The sequence below is a fragment of the Pontibacter litorisediminis genome (assembly GCF_029360645.1).
Classification (GTDB): Bacteria; Bacteroidota; Bacteroidia; order Cytophagales; family Hymenobacteraceae; genus Pontibacter; species Pontibacter litorisediminis.
Genome location: NZ_JARDUA010000004.1, coordinates 124,129 through 141,090, shown reverse-complemented (window position 1 = coordinate 141,090; position 16,962 = coordinate 124,129). Strand labels below are relative to the sequence as shown.

Here is a 16,962-nt window from a genome sequence, read left to right as displayed (position 1 = left end):
AAGCACCTATTTTACACTTAACGATTAATATGAATCAGGTTAAAATTCAGATTCCATCTCTAATCGAAAACATCAGAGTAATAGAAAGCTTTATCGATAACTCTAAAGATGAGTTTGAGTTTGAAGATGACATCTATGGCAACATCATGGTTGCCGTTACGGAATCTGTAAACAATGCCATCCGCCACGGCAACAAGTTTGATAAAGACAAGAACGTTTACTTGACGTTGCAGGTAGAGGAGAACAAGCTGCTTTTCGAGGTGGCTGACGAGGGCCCCGGCTTTGACTATGAAAGCCTTCCTGACCCAACCGCACCGGAAAACCTGGAGAACCCGGGAGGCCGTGGCATCTTCCTGATGCGCAACCTTTGCGACGAGGTTAATTTTTTAGACGAAGGAAAACGAGTACAGCTAATTTTTAATATCCCTATCCCTGAGAATGGATCATCCAATTGAGTTCTTTAGCGAGGACGTTGATTTCGAGCTAAAAAACCCAGAGCAGGTATCGGAGTGGATTGCAGGTATCATAGAACGCCACGGCCAGGAACTAAGTAACCTGACCTACATCTTCTGCTCCGACGATTACCTCCACGAGATCAACGTTGAATATCTCAACCACGACACGCTCACTGATATCATCACCTTCGATAATGCCGACGAGGAAGGCATCATTGAAGGTGATATTTTTATTAGCATAGACCGTGTTTACGATAATGCCAGCGACCACGGCACCGCTTTTGAAGATGAGCTGCACCGCGTTCTTATCCATGGTGTGCTGCACTTGTTGGGCTTTAAGGATAAGACGGAAGAGCAAGAGGCACTTATGCGTAAAGAAGAAGATTCTTCCTTATCTTTGCGTAATTTTTAACCTCTAACGGAATTACCAATCCGCTGCTGATGTTTCACGTGAAACATCTCTAAAACCAGATTACATGTTTCCAGAATACGATATTATAGTTGTTGGCGCTGGGCACGCAGGCTGTGAAGCCGCGGCGGCCGCAGCAAAGATGGGTTCGAAGGTGCTACTGGCAACCATGAACATGAACACCATTGCCCAAATGTCTTGCAACCCGGCCATGGGCGGCGTGGCCAAAGGGCAGATCGTTCGTGAGGTGGACGCCCTCGGCGGCATGAGCGGCATCATTACCGACCAAACCATGATCCAGTTCCGCATGCTTAACAAGTCGAAGGGACCGGCCATGTGGAGCCCGCGGGCGCAGAGCGACCGTATGCGCTTTGCCGAAGCCTGGCGCCTGAGCCTGGAGCAAACGGAGAACGTGGACTTCTGGCAGGAGATGGTTACAGGCATCGAAGTAGAAGGAGGGAAGGCGGTAGGAGTGCATACCAGCCTGGGGATAACTATCCGTGGAAAGGCCGTTATCTTAACGAATGGCACGTTTTTGAATGGCATTATCCACATCGGAGAGAAGCAAATGGGAGGCGGTCGCTCTGCCGAGAAATCTGCCAAAGGCATAACCGAACAACTGAAAGAATTAGGCTTTGAGGCAGGCCGTATGAAAACCGGAACCCCTCCTCGCGTAGACGGCCGCTCACTCGACTACAGCAGAATGGAGGAGCAGTTCGGGGATGAGAACCCAAGCAAGTTCTCCTACACCGACACGGTTCCGCTGCAGCAACAGCGCAGCTGCTACATCACCTATACCAACCCTGAAGTACACGAGATCCTGAAGACAGGCTTTGAGAAATCACCGATGTTCCAAGGCCGCATCCAAGGTTTAGGCCCACGCTACTGCCCCAGCATAGAAGACAAGATCAATCGCTTCGCAGACCGCAACCGCCACCAGATATTTGTGGAACCGGAGGGATGGAACACCGTGGAAGTATATGTGAACGGTTTCTCCAGTTCCCTGCCGGAGCACGTGCAGTACGAGGCGCTGCGTAAGATCGAAGGATTTGAGAATGCCAAGATGTTTCGCCCGGGTTACGCCATAGAGTATGATTTCTTCCCGCCAACGCAGCTGAACCTGACGCTGGAGACAAAGCTGGTGGAGAACCTCTACTTTGCCGGCCAGATAAACGGCACTACGGGATATGAAGAAGCAGCTTGCCAGGGACTGATGGCGGCAATCAATGCGCATAACAAGATTAACGACAAAGCACCGTTTATACTAAAGAGATCCGAGGCTTACATCGGCGTGCTGATTGATGACCTGGTGAACAAAGGCACCGATGAACCTTACCGTATGTTTACCTCACGCGCCGAGCACCGTATCCTACTACGCCAGGATAATGCGGATATCCGGCTCACAAAGCTTGGGTATGAGTTGGGCCTGGCTGATGAGAGCCGTATGAAAGCTGTGGATAAGAAGATCACAGAAACGGCAGAAATCATCGCCTACTTAAATAACAAGCCCATCGAGCCTGGAGATATCAACAGCATGCTGGAGGAGCACGGCTCCGCCCCGATCGCAGAAAAGCAGCGGGCAGGGCAGCTGATCAAGCGCCCGAATGTAGAGATAGAAGACATCGCAAGAGCAGTGCCGGCCGTGGCAGAGTACCTGAGCAAGTTCGCTAAAGACAGCGTAGAGCAGGCAGGTATACAGGTGAAGTATGAGACCTACATTGAGAAGGAGCATGCCATGGCCGCCAAGATGAGCGAACTGGAAAATTATAGTATCAAAGGCAAAATCAACTACCGCGACATCCCTGCGTTATCTAAAGAAGCGAAGGAGAAGCTACTGAAAGTGGAGCCGGAAACCATAGGCCAGGCCTCCAGGATCAGCGGCGTGTCACCGGCTGATATATCCGTGTTAATGGTATACCTGGGAAAATAAATGAGCTACGAAAGACTGGAACAATGCCCGATCTGCGGCAAAGAAGCCTTTAAAAACTTTTTAGTAGTAACCGATAATGCTGTCTCTAAAGAGAGCTTTGTGATTGTGGAATGTGAGAACTGCGCCTTTAAGTTTACCAACCCAAGGCCAGACGTGCAGAGCATAGGCAGGTACTATGAATCAGACGAGTACATCTCGCACTCGAACACAACCAATGGAATTATCAACAGAGCATACCATGTAGTGCGCTCCATCACCACCAAGCAAAAGGTGGACCTTGTCAACAAGTATGCACCGGTAAAGGGCAGTATTCTGGACTATGGCTGCGGCACAGGGGTGTTCCTGGCTGCCTGCAAAAAGGATGGTTGGGAAATAAGGGGCATAGAGCCAAACGCAAAGGCCCGGCAAACAGCATCTGAAGAAACAGGGGAAATCATAGCAGCCAGCCTCGAGGACATAGAGGGGGAGAAATACGAAGTGATTACGCTGTGGCATGTACTTGAACATATCCATACCCTGAACGAGACGATGGAACAACTGCTGGAGCACCTGCAGGAGGATGGCACCATGATCATTGCGGTACCCAATGCTGACTCGCATGATGCGCAGGAGTACAAGGAAAACTGGGCAGCTTATGATGTGCCGCGCCACCTCTACCACTTCACGCAGCCAACCATGAAGCGCTTTCTGAAGAAGCACAAGATGAAACTAGAGGAAGTGCTGCCCATGAAGTTCGATGCTTACTACGTGAGCATGCTGAGTGAAAAGCATAAGCAGGGAAAGGCTAAAATGCTGACTAGCGTAATGAACGGGTACCGCTCGAATAGCTACGCCGAAAAGAACGGCAACGATTATTCTAGTCTGATTTTTGTAGCAAAAAGAAAATAATAACGTCAAATTTGCATGATGAATAGGATAGGCAAGCGAGAGTTTGCCTATTTTAATTTGAAGACAAAACAGCACATGAAGCTAATTAGAGCACTGATCGCGGCAAGCATGGCAACAGGTATGGTAGCCTGCGCCACCCAAAGCCCGCCGCAGGGAGGACCCAGGGATGAAACCCCGCCAAAACTGTTGAACAGCTCCCCAAAAGACCAGCAACTGAATGTGGATACCCGCACCGTTGTGCTGGAGTTTGATGAAGAGGTTCAGCAGAATACGTTGAACAAAGAGCTGCTCATCACCCCGAATATCAACAACCCTTACAAGGTTATCCCGAACAGGAACACGCTGACGCTGGAATTTGAAAAGCCTTTGCGGGACAGCACCACCTATACTTTTAACTTCCGGAACGGCATCACAGACATCACCGAAAAAAACAAGGCACAAGGGCTAAAGCTCTCCTTTAGTACCGGCTCGTTTATAGACTCCAGCCGCGTGAGCGGAACTGTGGTGAACCTGATGAAGCAGACGCCGGAGAAAGAGGCACTGGTATTGCTCTACCAGGCAGAGGATACCCTGAGCGTGCGTAAGAACCGCCCCTACTATCTCACCTCTACGGATGCCCAAGGCAGGTTTGAGCTTGAGAATGTGAAGGAAGGCAACTACCGCATGTATGCGCTAGTTGACAAAAACAACAACAGCTACTACGATACCGAGGAGGAACGAATAGCTTATCTGGCCAAGCCGATCACCATAACACCAGCAACGGATACCGTAAAACTGCAGACGGTAAGAATCGATACAAAGAAGCCAATCCTATTGAACCGGGGGAAATTTACGGATAGGTTTGTAGCAGGATACAACGAAGGCGTGCAGGGGTTTTACGCCAGGCCAGTTGGTGCAAAGGATACCATTATGAGCAAAGCATTACCTGATGGCAAGACAATCGAGCTGTTTAAAACCGCTGCTTTCTCGGGTGGAAAAGCCATACTTGCGGCTGTTGATTCCTCGGGCAATTCCACGTCAGACACACTGGAAATAGCGTTTACAGGCAAACCATCCACACGCATAAAAGGCGCGGCGCTAAAAGTTATGAACAGCGGCCAGAATGCAGGGTACAGGATAGGACAGCAGATAGTGGTGGAGCTGCAGACACCTGTACGTATAGCCGGTAAGACACCAGTAAGGCTTATGACTGATAGCGTAGTGGTGCAGGAGCTTCAATACCCAGAACAGGTAAAGCTGGACCAAACCAACACCGAACTCAGCTTCGACATCCCAAGCATCGGCAGCAACATCAGGCAATTGACCATAGCGTTAGATAGCACAGCCATACAACCACTAGAGGGAGCGGCTATTGCCCTCCCGCCACTGGATCTGGCAATTATAGAAGGAAAAGGCACCACCGGCAGCCTGAGCGGTAACATCGCGACTGATTACACCTCCTATACCTTACAACTTCTGACAACCGACTATAAAGTGGTGGAGGAGCGCAGTGCGGCAAAGAATTTCCGGTTCCGCAACGTTGCTCCAGGTACTTACTACCTGCGTGTGCTTATTGATGAAAATGGAAACGGCAAATGGGACAAAGCAGATCCGGAGTTTAAGCGGGAGCCAGAACCGGTGTACATGCACCCAACGACAGTGGAGGTAAGAGCCAACTGGGAACTGGAAGACATTGACCTGAAATTTTAGATAGCACTACCAACAGGAAAGGAGAAGCGAAAGCCTCTCCTTTTCTTATGTCTCAAATGTCTGGCAAACAAAAACTCCCATGAAGACAACCAAGGGTGTGTCCGAAAAATAAGGTTTGAGATAGATTCACATAAAGGCAAGCTGAACAAAAGCCAGATAGCGGTCAGCGGGCTTATCAAATCTGCAGGCAAAGCGCCTCATTACTTTGAGTCTGCCAAAGAGTCTTTCGAAGAAATTTCTTTGCCTGTATACCTGTTTGCTCGCTTTAGGAGGCCTGCCTTTTCGTCTGCTCTTATTTACCTGGGCAAGGCTTCTTTCCGGAATTTGCGCCTTTACTGACTTTTCCCGCAGCGCCTTTTGGATAGGCTGGCTGTCATTGCCTTTGTCCGCCAACACTACTTTAAGCTTTTTCTCTTCCAGCGCCAGGAGCCTGAGAAACTGTGGCGCCTCCCCGGCCTGTCCACCAGTCAGGAGCACCTGCAGCGGAAAGCCCTTCCCACAGCATAGCACGTGCACCTTGGTAGAGAAGCCGCCCCTGGACCTACCTGGGGCCTGGGCTTCTTTTTTTTAGCCCCCGCTGCTGCTTTATGCGCCTTATTGATTGTGGCGTAGACAAACCAGGTATTCAGGTCAAGGTAACCATCCTGCTGCAGGCGTAGCCTTAGTTTGCTTAGAACCCGCTCAAACACGCCCAGCTGCTGCCATTTCCTGAACCTGTCATACACGGTCTGCCAAGGCCCGTACTTGGCCGGCAAATCCTGCCAGGGACTGCGCGAGCACAGAATCCAGAAAACGCCGTTGAGCAGCTCCCTGTCCGACCTGCGGGGCCTGCCCTTGCCGTCTTTTCTGATGAGTGGCTGCGGCAACTCACCTTTTACCAATTCCCACTGCCCTTGACTTAGCTCGCATCTGCCGTGACTCATCTGCTGCTTCCCCTAAAAGCGCCACAACCACAGACACTTTAACTAAATTCCATTTTTCGGACACAGCCAGCCCTCACTGCTGGTTATAAAAGCTGCTCATGTTGCGGTGGAATCAAGTGCAGAAGCCTGCAACGCCGTCAGTGAAAAAACAAGCAAAAGCATAACGCCGCAAGGGGACCAGAGCATGATAATAGATCTACGAAAACCTAAACCCTCAGCTGCTCAAAAGCAGATTCACCAAAGAAGAAGCAAAGCCAAAAAATGCTTTGACTCTGAGGCAACGAAACAAATCAAGAACAGCGGGCACGCTCCCTCCCTCCAACTCATACGAATTTCCTACGATACCCAAACTCAGCTCCGCCGCATAGTGAAGACAGCGGTTCACCGTTTTCTTTTCGGCGTGAACTCCGGAGCAAGCAGAACAAGGGCGATAACAAAACAGAAAGGGTGGAATGTACACATACAATCCTTGGATGGCTACATGCGTAAACAGGAAGACAACTTACACCTGTGTAAGGCCTGAGACTGGAGGTTATAAACGGCAGCAAAGCGAAGAATATGGAGAAGAACAAAGGATAAGCGAAGCAGAATTGGGTAGTAAATAAGCTCCAGCAGAAAAAAATTCACTAATCCACAAAGTTGTGGTTAACCATGTGGAAAAGGGTGGGTAACACTCGGGATAACTTACACGCCCATAAATTACACACCAGAAAAAGGATTACACAGCGGGTAAAAAGTGGATACAGGTGTATAATTTCCCTTACACACAGCTGTTTTCCACCTTTTTGTTTCTTGTTTATAAAGAAATACACACAAAAGGGCAAAAAGTGGAAAAACACCTTAACCTGCTCGGACAGAAATTGATAGAATTCACACTGTACACACAGGGTTGGTGAAAAACACAGGAACTGTAAACAAGTTTTAAGCAGTACACAATGCTGAGTAAAGTTGTCAACTTATGAACAGCCCTAAAAACAAAAGAAGATTCTTTTTAGAAAATAATCTTATAAAGATTATTAAGAGTCGTAAAGTGTGGAAAGCTCGGGAAAAGGACGTGTGAAACGGATCGGGGGCCTTACACAGGGGAGGTACACAAGCAGAAAATCTGTATATTTAAAACATGAAAGCCAGAAGACCACAGCCAACAAAGTAAACTATGCTATTGAATGTAGACCTCACGCTCCCGTTCCATGAACCAGTCTTGATCTTTACGCTCGTGCTGCTGGTGGTTTTGTTTGTGCCATTCATACTAGGAAAGTTCCGGATACCAGGGATAGTGGGTCTGATCATAGCAGGGGTGGTACTAGGGCCAAACGGCGTGCACATACTGGAGCGGGATGCAAGCATTGTCTTGTTTGGAACAGTGGGCTTGCTGTACATCATGTTTCAAGCGGGCCTGGAAATCGATATGATCGATTTCAAAAGGTATAAGGTAAGGAGCTTGGTATTCGGTACGCTTACCTTTATCATACCGATTACAGTGGGTACGCTGGTGTTTCTGTACCTGCACGACTATAGTATAAAACCGGCAATACTGCTGGCCAGTATGTTTGCCCCCCATACACTGCTGGCCTACCCCATCATCAGCAGGCTGGGCCTGAGCAAGAACGAAGCTGTTACCTTAACAATAGGCGGTACACTGATAACGGACACGGCCGTGCTCTTTGTCCTGGCCATCATCATTAATTCAACGCAGGGGCAAACAGGGGCATCCTTCTGGATCATTATGATTACAGGCATGCTTCTGTTCGTGACGCTGGTGCTGTGGGTGTTCCCGAAGATAGCTTCCTACATGTTTAAGCAGCTGGAAGGCGAAAAAGGCGCTCAGTATATCTTTGTGCTGACAATGGTGTTTGCCGCCGCCTTTCTATCAGAGGTGGCAGGCATGGAGGCCATCATCGGGGCTTTTCTGGCAGGTTTGGCCCTGAACCCGCTCATCCCGCATACATCCGCCCTGATGAACCGGATCGAGTTTGTGGGCAACAACATCTTTATCCCCTTCTTCCTGATAAGTACAGGAATGCTGGTAGACCTGAAGGTGTTGTTCACAGATACCAATGCCATGCTCATAGCCGGAACCATTGTCGTGCTGGCCCCCCTGACAAAATATGCGGCTGCTTTTATCACGCAAAAGATATTCGGATTTAGCATACTGCAGCGCAACCTGATCTTTGGCCTGAGCAGTGCCCATGCGGCGGCTACGTTGGCAGTAGTGTTGGCAGGATATGAGATAGGCCTGATAGATGAGAGCGCATTGAACGGAGCAGTGGTGCTTATACTTGTGTCAAGTATGGTGAGCTCGTTCTCGACAGAGAAAGTAGGGCGGGCCTTGGCTATACAGGAAAGCCGCAGAAAACCGGACATTAGCCAGAAACCGGACAGGATCCTGGTGCCGATCGGGAACCCCAAGACAATCGAACGGCTAATAGACCTGGCGGTGATGCTGAAAAACCCGGACCACAAGGAGCCTATATATCCGCTGGCGGTAGTGATAGACAACGAGCACGCCGAGGAGGATATCTACAAAAAGAACAAGATGCTGCAGGAGGCCATAACGCACGCCTCGGCCACTGATAATGATGTGCAGCTGGTGTCGAAGCTGGACGTGAACGTGGCCAGCGGTATACTGCGGTCTATAAAAGAGCTCATGATAACGGAGGTGGTGCTAGGGTGGAACGCTAAAATCACCACCCGCGACCGCATCTTTGGAACCGTATTGGACAACTTGCTGGACAACACAGATGAGATGATCCTGGTGTGCAAGATCATCCAGCCGCTGAACACGACTGGCCGCATCGTTGTCATAGTACCTACCAACGCTGAGTTGGAAAGGGGCTTTATCCGCTGGATCCGAAGCGTGAAACTACTGTCGCAACAGTTAGGGGCGCCAGTGATCTTTAGAGGGCGCAAACGTACGTTAAATAAGATCAGGACGGCGGTGAGGGAAACCAAGCCAACCATAGAGGCAGACTATAGCCCCTACAAGGCGGTGAACGAATTTGCCTCCATGAAGTCGGAGCTGAAGAAGGATGACATGGTGATCGTGATCTCAGCCAGAAGGGGGACAGTGTCCTATAACAGTAACCTGGATTATGTGCCACGTGTGCTGTCGCGTGACTATAAGGATAACAGTTTTATCGTACTGTATCCGGAGCAGTATCCGCTGCACCAGACGGTGCCGATAAAAAGCGTACCGGTAGCTTATGGCAAAGAAGGCGAAGACGACGACATTTAACTACGACCTCGACTTTAAGAAAATAGATTTCAGGCAGCAGCCCGGGTTGTACCGGGTGGGCAAAGGGGAGCAGGGGGTGCTGTTGGTAGAGCCGTACAAGTCGGAAATACTGCCGCACTGGCGCTTTCGCACTCCGGAAGTGGCGCGGGAGTCGAGCGAAAAAATTTACCAGATGTTTTTGGAGTACCTGCAGCAAAACGACTTTGTAGGCGCAGACATGGCCCGAAAGTTTCTGCAGATGGGCTATACCCGCAGTAGGCGCTACGCCAACCACCGTAGCGGGCAGAAGTACAAAGGGCCTGTACCGGAGGATAAGAAAGGCCAAAGCGGCGCCCATGGCAGGACAGAACTGCCCCTGGACCCAGACTCGGTAAAAGCAGCATCTGCAGCGATATTTAAGGAGAAGTGGGAGCAGGCAAAGCAAGATGAGAAGTATAAAAGCATGAAGGCAGCCTTTGAGGCAAAGTATAAGGTATGAAGAAGCCATACGCAATAGCTGCTGCATTGCTGAATTTTATATCGTTCAATAGCTGGAATCACTACAGCGTAAAGGAGAGAGGGAGGCGAAATTCAGCGATTTTCCATACATCTGACATACATGATAAATTGACTTATGTATCAGCTAACGCAGGGGCAGTATACTTTAAAGTGGAAGGTGGCGAGGTAAAGTACATGTTTATGCCAACAGCTGTTTCAGGTAAAGGCGAAGAGCGGTTTTCAGCATTTGCCACAAAGGGCGACAGCATCAGCAAACCTGCCAGGGCCACCGTACTGAAGCTATACAAAGACAGTAAAGCGTACAGGTATGGGTTCAGAAACTTGCACAAAAAGCCAGCATCAAAATAAAAAGTAAAACCCTACGAAAGGTAAAAAACGTATCTTTGCACATATAAAAATCACTATTGAACATGATCAATAAAGACATCAGGTTGGGCAAAGGGCTTGGTAAGATCAAGTTTGGCCTGACAATGGACGAAGTAGAGGAGTTGTTAGGGGAGCCTGAAGAAGTAGAGGAGTCGGATGAGGAGGATGAGTTCGAGCACCAGGCTTGGAACTACTGGGAAGAAGGCTACTCGCTATACTTCGACAAAGAGGATGATTACCGCCTGAGCTGCATCGAGACAGCTAACCGTGAGGTGCAAATCTTTGGGGAGCGCGTGTTTGAGATGAGCCGTGAGCAGGTCCTGCAGCTCTTCACCGACCACGACATCACCAACCCGGAGGAAGAGGAAGCCGAAACCGGCGAGACGCGCATCTCCTTTGAGAAAGAGATGATCGACCTGTACTTTGACGAGGACCAGCTGATCGCCATCAACTTCGGGGTGTTCATCAACGACGACCTGGAAGTGGTGTGGCCTGAGAAATAAGCAACACAAAGTATAAAAAGGAAGCCCCGGCTATATAGGAGCCGGGGCTTTTTTATGCCCGCCGTAGAGCAAAGTACAGCAGCAGCCTGACGTGGATAAAATTCACCAGAAACCAAGCTGTGTAGTTAAAAAGCAGATTTTGTTTAGTAGGGGAGGCAGAAATCCACAGCCGCTGCAAAACAAAAAAGCCCGACATTGCTGCCGGGCTTTCGGTAAGGGAGGTCAATACTAGTTAAAGAAGAAATTCATCAGCTCTTCCTGTATAACCGGGTTGATGGCAATGGCCAGGATCACCGAGATGATCAGGCCAATGGTAACAGACAAGATGTCTTTGCCGATCAGGTTGAAGGTTTTGGCGAATTTAACCGGGGAGTCGTGGGCGCGCAGACGCATGCCAAGCTCACGGCCAGCCAACAAACCAACAAATACCCAGGTTGTACTCATCGGGATGTTATTCACCTCTTTAAAGTAGTACAAGATGATCGAGTAAACCAGGTCTATGATCGTGGCGCTGCGCACATCGCGTACTTCGGATTTCTCGTTGATGATACCCTGGATCTTATCGCCTTTGTTGTAGAACAGGAAGCCGAGGCCCAGGAAAATAAAGCCGGCGAAGGCCGCAAACTCCCAGGCACCGAGTGAGCGTGGCAGGTATACCGCCACGTTTGCCAGGTCCTGCGCCAACCACGTATGCCACAAAAAGCCACTGATCACCCACTGCGCGACAATCCAGGCACCGTGAGCCTCACCTTTCACCAACTTCTTGATCACCTTGGAAAGCACCAGGTAAATAATGAAAGCAGCAACGAAGGCAGCCACATAACCCATCAAGCTTTTGCTCACCATGCTAATGATGGCGCCGGAACTTACGGTGAACACACTCAGGAGCATGAACGTAGTAGAAACCGGGATGCGCAGGCGGGTTAACAGCAACAGGATGATGGGCGCAGCCAACTGCAGGTACACGAAGCTGTCTATCGTCTGATCGAAGCCTTTAGAAGCGAGCCGCTGGTAGGTAACATCACCATCGAACACATACCAGCTGTAAAAAACCGTACCCAGGAAGATCGTGCCCATGAAGAGCCACTGCCAGTACCACTTTTTATCCTCGTTGGAAACGATAAACGTACCAATGGTCTGGATGCTGTCGTTTGCGATGGCAGAGTAGCCCGCGAAGGCAAAGCCAATCCACATGGCGATGGATGCGTATGGATAGACCACACCAGCCAGGATAAGGGCGAAAGCAATAAAATAAAGGAATTTCTTCTCTTTTCGGATTACGATATCAAGGGTGCTGTAGCGCTTCCTGAACTTATAGGGGGCTGCAGGGGCCACTACGTGCTTCTTCCCTTTTTTGACTTTAGCCATTTGTTAGAATTGTAGAGAAAGTATAAAATCGGCGCAAAGTTACTTTAATTTAAAGTTAAGGTAGCTGGCTATATGTTAAGAAATTGTTAATACCTGACATCAGCAGCGCAGCATACCTCTGAACATAAACACGTTGTAGGCGAGGCCACTAGCCTAGAGAGCCGCTGGAAGCGCTGAAAAACTAAAGCCTGAGGCATAGCATAATCAAGGACGAAAGAAGTATATTTGCGGCATGGCGACACAAGAAAAAGCAACTGTAGAAAACGCTCAGTTAAAAGACATTATCTCGCACGCGAAGGAGTATGGGTTCATATTCCCATCCAGCGAGATCTATGATGGCCTGCAAGCCGTGTATGACTACGGCCAGATGGGCGTAGAGCTGAAGAACAACATCAAAAGCCTGTGGTGGAAAAGCATGACGCAGCTGAACCAGAACGTAGTGGGTCTGGATGCTGCCATATTCATGCACCCGCTGGTTTGGAAGGCCTCCGGCCACGTAGACAGTTTCAACGATCCGATGATTGACAACAAGGACTCGAAGAAGCGTTACCGTGCCGATGTGCTGATAGAGGAAAAGGCTGCCCTGTACGAGAAGGAGGGTGACGTGGATCGCGCGAAAGCCCTGACCGCCGAGATGGGGCGCCTGTTGGAGGCGGAAGACTTGGATGGCGTGCGTGAGCTGATTATCCGAGAAGATATCAAATGCCCGGTTTCCGGAACTGCCAACTGGACAGAAGTGCGCCAGTTTAACCTGATGTTCTCTACGCAGATAGGTTCTGTGGCCGAGGATGCCAGCACTATTTACCTGCGCCCGGAAACAGCACAGGGTATATTTGTAAACTTCCTGAACGTGCAGAAGACCGGCCGCATGAAGGTGCCGTTTGGTATCGCGCAGATTGGCAAAGCCTTCCGCAACGAGATCGTGGCGCGCCAGTTCATCTTCCGTATGCGCGAGTTTGAGCAGATGGAGATGCAGTTCTTCGTACGCCCTGGCACGGAGATGGAGTGGTACGAGCAGTGGAGAGACACGCGCCGCAAGTGGCACGAGGCGATCGGTGTACCTGCCGAAAAGCTGCGCTTCCACGACCACGACAAGCTGGCCCATTACGCCAATGCGGCCTTAGATATCGAGTTCGAGTTCCCGTTCGGCTTTAAAGAGGTAGAGGGAATCCACTCCCGCACCGACTTTGACCTGACGCAGCACCAGGAGCTGAGCCGCAAGAAGATGCAGTACTTCGACAACGACCTGAACGAGGAGGGCAAGCCTTACGGGAACTACGTGCCTTACGTGATCGAGACATCCGTAGGTGCCGACCGCCTGTTCCTGATGGTGCTCTGCAGCGCTTACACCGAAGAGGAGATCACCGAAGGCGACAGCACCAAGAGCCGCACCTTCCTGAAGCTGCACCCGGCGCTGGCTCCGGTGAAGGCCGCCATACTTCCGTTAACGAAAAAAGACGGCCTGCCAGAAAAGGCTACGGAGATTTACGATGCACTGAAGTATGACTTCAACCTAATATACGAAGAGCGCGACAGCATTGGCAAGCGCTACACGCGCCAGGACCTGATCGGCACGCCGTTCTGTATCGCCGTAGACCACCAGACGCTGGAAGATAACACTGTGACCGTGCGCGACCGCGACAGCCGCGAGCAGGTGCGCATGCCAATCAGTGACCTGCATGGCTACATCAACAAAGCCGTTAGCTTCAAGAGCATTTTCGAGAAACTGGCTTAAGTATAAAATTGCTTTTCCAAAAAAGGCAGCACGGTTTACCGCGCTGCCTTTTTTGCTTTCCACCTGTGGAAAGGCAGTACCTGAAACTAAACACTGTGAACTATAAACGATTCAAGCATACACTCTTACATAAGGTAACAATCTGCTGGAGCCTCGTCTTTTAGACACCACCATGTATACTTGTTAAGGGAAGCGACCGCAACAGGAATGGCGGTCTTATGCCATTTTTTTAGTAGCTTAAGAAGACAACCATTGATGGAGAAATGAATATAGGAAGGTTCATACTGTGCCTGTTAGCACTTTTGACCATGGAAGGCGCTGTGGCGCAGGAGCAACCGCTGGTGCAGGAGGAGGAGAAGCAAGCGGCGGGGGCACCGGTGGTGCTGCACCGGGATACACTGTTTTACATTTACAATCCGGTGGGCTCCTTCAGCAAGGGGGAGCGCGCGGCGGCTGTAAGCAAACGGGTACGTGCGCTGTCGGAGGAGCGTTTCTTACAGGCCGACTCAGTAAAAGTAGTGGAGAACGTACTGACCACAGATGTGGTGTACCTGGACCGAGTGCTGATGAGCGTGACGGAGGCAGACGCGGAAGTAGCGGGAAAAGCCCGGTTGGAGTTAGCCATGCTGTACGCAGCCAAAATAAAGGAAAGTGCGGTTAGGTCGGCGGAGCAGTACAGCCTGCGCAGCATTATGATAGAGGTAGGGCTGGCCGTGCTTGTGCTGCTGGTGTTCTTTTTGCTGGTAAAGTACGTCAACAGGTTCTTCCGGTTCATCTTCCGGAAGGTGGAAGCGCAGAAGGACACCCGGCTGAAGGGGCTGAAGGTAAAGGAATACGAAATGCTGACACCGGAGCGGGAGGTGGCGGTAGTGCTCCTGGTCTCCAAGTTTATCCGCCTCATTACCCTGATCGTAATGGTGTACATCCTGCTGCCTATCCTGTTCAGCATCTTCCCCTGGACGCAAGGCTACGCCGACACCCTGCTGCTCTACATCCTGAACCCGCTCCGAAAGATCGGTTTGGGCCTGATCAACTATGTGCCGAACCTGCTGGCCATACTTGTGATTGTCGTCGTGACGCATTATGTGGTGAAGTTTATTCGCTTCATGGCTGGGGAGGTGGAGAGCGGTAAGCTGGAAGTGCCGGGCTTTTACCGCGATTGGGCAAAGCCAACCTACAACATCGTGCGTTTCCTGCTCTACGCCTTTATGTTTGTGGTCATCTGGCCATACTTGCCTGGGTCCGACTCAGCCGTGTTTCAGGGTGTCTCTGTTTTCTTAGGCATACTTTTCTCATTGGGGTCCTCCTCGGCCATTGCCAACATGGTGGCTGGCCTGGTGCTTACCTACATGCGTTCCTTCAAACTTGGCGACAGAATCAAGATAGGGGAGATAACAGGCGATGTAATCGAAAAGACGCTGTTGGTGACACGGGTCCGGACCATAAAAAACGAGGACATCACCATACCCAACGCCATGATCCTGAACAACCACACCACTAACTTTACCACCTGCAGCGAGCAGAGCGAGAAGGGGCTGGTGCTGCACACCACCGTGACCATTGGCTACGATGTGCCCTGGCCGAAGGTACACCAGGCGTTAATAGATGCTGCCCTGGCCACACCGAACGTGGAAAAAACACCAGCACCCTTTGTGCTGCAAACCAGCCTTGATGATTTTTATGTGAGTTATCAACTCAACGCCTATACTTTCGCCGCCAGTAAAATGGCCCTGACCTACTCAGGTATCCACCAGAACATTCAAGACAAATTTAACGAGGCGGGTATCGAGATCCTCTCGCCGCACTACCGCGCCCAGCGCGACGGAAACATGGTGACCATACCGGCACACTACCTGCCGCAGGACTACCAAACCCCTGCCTTTAGAGTAGAGCAGGTGAAACAGGCAGTGGCGGCACCATCTAATTAACAGGCGTGCCACAAGCATCCGGTAAGGGGGCTGCCATAGAGGGCACCAGTGGTAACAGCAGGAACAAAGGCAGGCTGTACAAGAACCAGGCTACCAGCCCCTACGTTTATAGTATTATAAATAACATAAGCGATGAGAGAGACCGAGTACAGGGCCCGAGGCAATTGGAACGAATTGAAGGGCAAGATGAAACAGGAGTATGGAGACCTTACTGACGACGACCTGACTTATGAAGAGGGCAAGCAAGATGAATGGCTGGGGCGAATGCAACAAAAGCTAGGCAAAACGAAGCATGACATTAAAGAATGGATAGACCGGCTATAGTAGAGCCGCTACACTAAAAAGCCCCGTTCACCAGAAGGTGAACGGGGCTTTTTAGTGTAGTCCCGCAGTGCGTGGTGGTTATACTTTGCCAGCTATACGTGCTGTTAAGCAGAATACAGGTGCGAAACTTTTAATGTGTAAAGTAAAAAAGAGTCTTAAAGTTTGTTTGTTATGTTAAGTATAATAACATAATTTCCTGTTGAAAACCGGAGTTGTCTTGGTGTGAAACTACGCCAGAAAAGTGTGATAAATAGCTCGTAATATGGGCGTTCCCCTGGTGACTAGATCGGCTGGGGCAAAAATTTTAAACATGCTGTGGCATAAAGGTTACAACGATTTACCAACATAATCTGCAGGCACACCAAATTAGGGAAAGGTAAAGGCTGGTTTGGCGTACACATCAAGGTAAACAACCATGAGAGCGTATGTCTAAATCAAATAGCAGCAGTAGCAAGCATAGTTTAAAAGAGGAGAACCCATGCTGGAAAGGGTATGAACCCGTAGGTACGAAGGAGAAAGACGGCAAAACAGTGCCAAACTGTGTTCCGAAGAACAAATCCTCCGACAGCTCATCCTCAAAAAAGAAAAGCTAAAGGTGAAATGAGTAGAATACATTGAACCCCGGCTCAGGCTGGGGTTCTTTTTTAGGCAACATTTCAACGGCAGGATTACCGGCTGATGCTCTGCAGCGTGCGCAAAAAATCCGTACCT

General features: G+C 50.0%; 15 protein-coding genes. 12 read left to right on the top strand and 3 right to left on the bottom strand.

Going from position 1 to position 16,962, the window contains the following annotated elements:
• Positions 1–29: 29 nt before the first annotated feature.
• The 5 genes from PXG97_RS14070 to PXG97_RS14050 all read left to right on the top strand — a co-directional run bounded on the left by PXG97_RS14070 (position 30) and on the right by PXG97_RS14050 (position 5,371).
• Entirely contained in the window at positions 30–455 is a 426-nt protein-coding gene (locus PXG97_RS14070; RefSeq protein ID WP_276498400.1) for an ATP-binding protein, read from the top strand.
• Positions 439–867 (top strand): rRNA maturation RNase YbeY, encoded by a 429-nt coding sequence (ybeY, locus tag PXG97_RS14065; RefSeq protein ID WP_276498399.1) that lies wholly within the window; start codon positions 439–441, stop codon positions 865–867. Before PXG97_RS14070 ends, ybeY begins: the two co-directional genes overlap by 17 nt.
• Before the next feature lie 64 nt (positions 868–931).
• Positions 932–2,794, top strand: coding sequence for a tRNA uridine-5-carboxymethylaminomethyl(34) synthesis enzyme MnmG (mnmG, locus tag PXG97_RS14060; RefSeq protein ID WP_276498398.1), 1,863 nt, complete (start codon positions 932–934; stop codon positions 2,792–2,794).
• Positions 2,795–3,682, top strand: coding sequence for a class I SAM-dependent methyltransferase (locus tag PXG97_RS14055; protein WP_276498397.1), 888 nt, complete (start codon positions 2,795–2,797; stop codon positions 3,680–3,682).
• Between the two features lie 75 nt (positions 3,683–3,757).
• Entirely contained in the window at positions 3,758–5,371 is a 1,614-nt protein-coding gene (locus PXG97_RS14050; protein ID WP_276498396.1) for an Ig-like domain-containing domain, read from the top strand.
• A 126-nt stretch (positions 5,372–5,497) separates the two neighbouring features.
• Here the strand turns inward: PXG97_RS14050 and PXG97_RS21500 are convergent, their stop codons facing one another.
• Together PXG97_RS21500 and PXG97_RS14045 are read right to left on the bottom strand one after the other, a co-directional pair.
• Entirely contained in the window at positions 5,498–5,881 is a 384-nt protein-coding gene (locus PXG97_RS21500) for a transposase (RefSeq protein WP_420851791.1), read from the bottom strand.
• Positions 5,839–6,294 (bottom strand): transposase, encoded by a 456-nt coding sequence (locus PXG97_RS14045; protein ID WP_276498395.1) that lies wholly within the window; start codon positions 6,292–6,294, stop codon positions 5,839–5,841. The genes PXG97_RS21500 and PXG97_RS14045 overlap by 43 nt, the downstream gene beginning before the upstream one ends.
• Positions 6,295–7,450: 1,156 nt before the next feature.
• Here PXG97_RS14045 and PXG97_RS14040 point away from each other — a divergent pair.
• From PXG97_RS14040 to PXG97_RS14025, 4 genes are all read left to right on the top strand, one after another.
• On the top strand, positions 7,451–9,529 hold the full coding sequence (locus tag PXG97_RS14040; RefSeq protein WP_276498394.1) for a cation:proton antiporter: 2,079 nt from the start codon (positions 7,451–7,453) through the stop codon (positions 9,527–9,529).
• Positions 9,498–10,007 (top strand): DUF4385 domain-containing protein, encoded by a 510-nt coding sequence (locus PXG97_RS14035; RefSeq protein WP_276498393.1) that lies wholly within the window; start codon positions 9,498–9,500, stop codon positions 10,005–10,007. Before PXG97_RS14040 ends, PXG97_RS14035 begins: the two co-directional genes overlap by 32 nt.
• Positions 10,004–10,375: a hypothetical protein gene (locus PXG97_RS14030; protein WP_276498392.1), complete on the top strand. Its 372-nt coding sequence runs from the start codon at positions 10,004–10,006 to the stop codon at positions 10,373–10,375. Before PXG97_RS14035 ends, PXG97_RS14030 begins: the two co-directional genes overlap by 4 nt.
• A 62-nt stretch (positions 10,376–10,437) precedes the next feature.
• Positions 10,438–10,896, top strand: a complete 459-nt coding sequence (locus PXG97_RS14025) for a hypothetical protein (RefSeq protein ID WP_276498391.1) — start codon at positions 10,438–10,440, stop codon at positions 10,894–10,896.
• A 228-nt stretch (positions 10,897–11,124) separates the two neighbouring features.
• Here the strand turns inward: PXG97_RS14025 and PXG97_RS14020 are convergent, their stop codons facing one another.
• Positions 11,125–12,264 (bottom strand): hypothetical protein, encoded by a 1,140-nt coding sequence (locus PXG97_RS14020; protein ID WP_276498389.1) that lies wholly within the window; start codon positions 12,262–12,264, stop codon positions 11,125–11,127.
• A gap of 232 nt (positions 12,265–12,496) precedes the next feature.
• On the opposite strand from PXG97_RS14020, the gene PXG97_RS14015 reads away from it, so the two are divergent.
• The 3 genes from PXG97_RS14015 (at position 12,497) to PXG97_RS14005 (ending at position 16,251) form a co-directional block, all read left to right on the top strand.
• Positions 12,497–13,999 carry a glycine--tRNA ligase gene (locus tag PXG97_RS14015; RefSeq protein ID WP_276498388.1) on the top strand — a complete coding sequence of 501 codons (1,503 nt, stop codon included), beginning with the start codon at positions 12,497–12,499 and terminating at the stop codon, positions 13,997–13,999.
• A gap of 308 nt (positions 14,000–14,307) precedes the next feature.
• Positions 14,308–15,927, top strand: coding sequence for a mechanosensitive ion channel family protein (locus PXG97_RS14010; RefSeq protein ID WP_276498386.1), 1,620 nt, complete (start codon positions 14,308–14,310; stop codon positions 15,925–15,927).
• Positions 15,928–16,059: 132 nt separating this feature from the next.
• Positions 16,060–16,251, top strand: a complete 192-nt coding sequence (locus PXG97_RS14005; RefSeq protein WP_276498385.1) for a CsbD family protein — start codon at positions 16,060–16,062, stop codon at positions 16,249–16,251.
• The last annotated feature ends 711 nt before the right edge of the window (positions 16,252–16,962 follow it).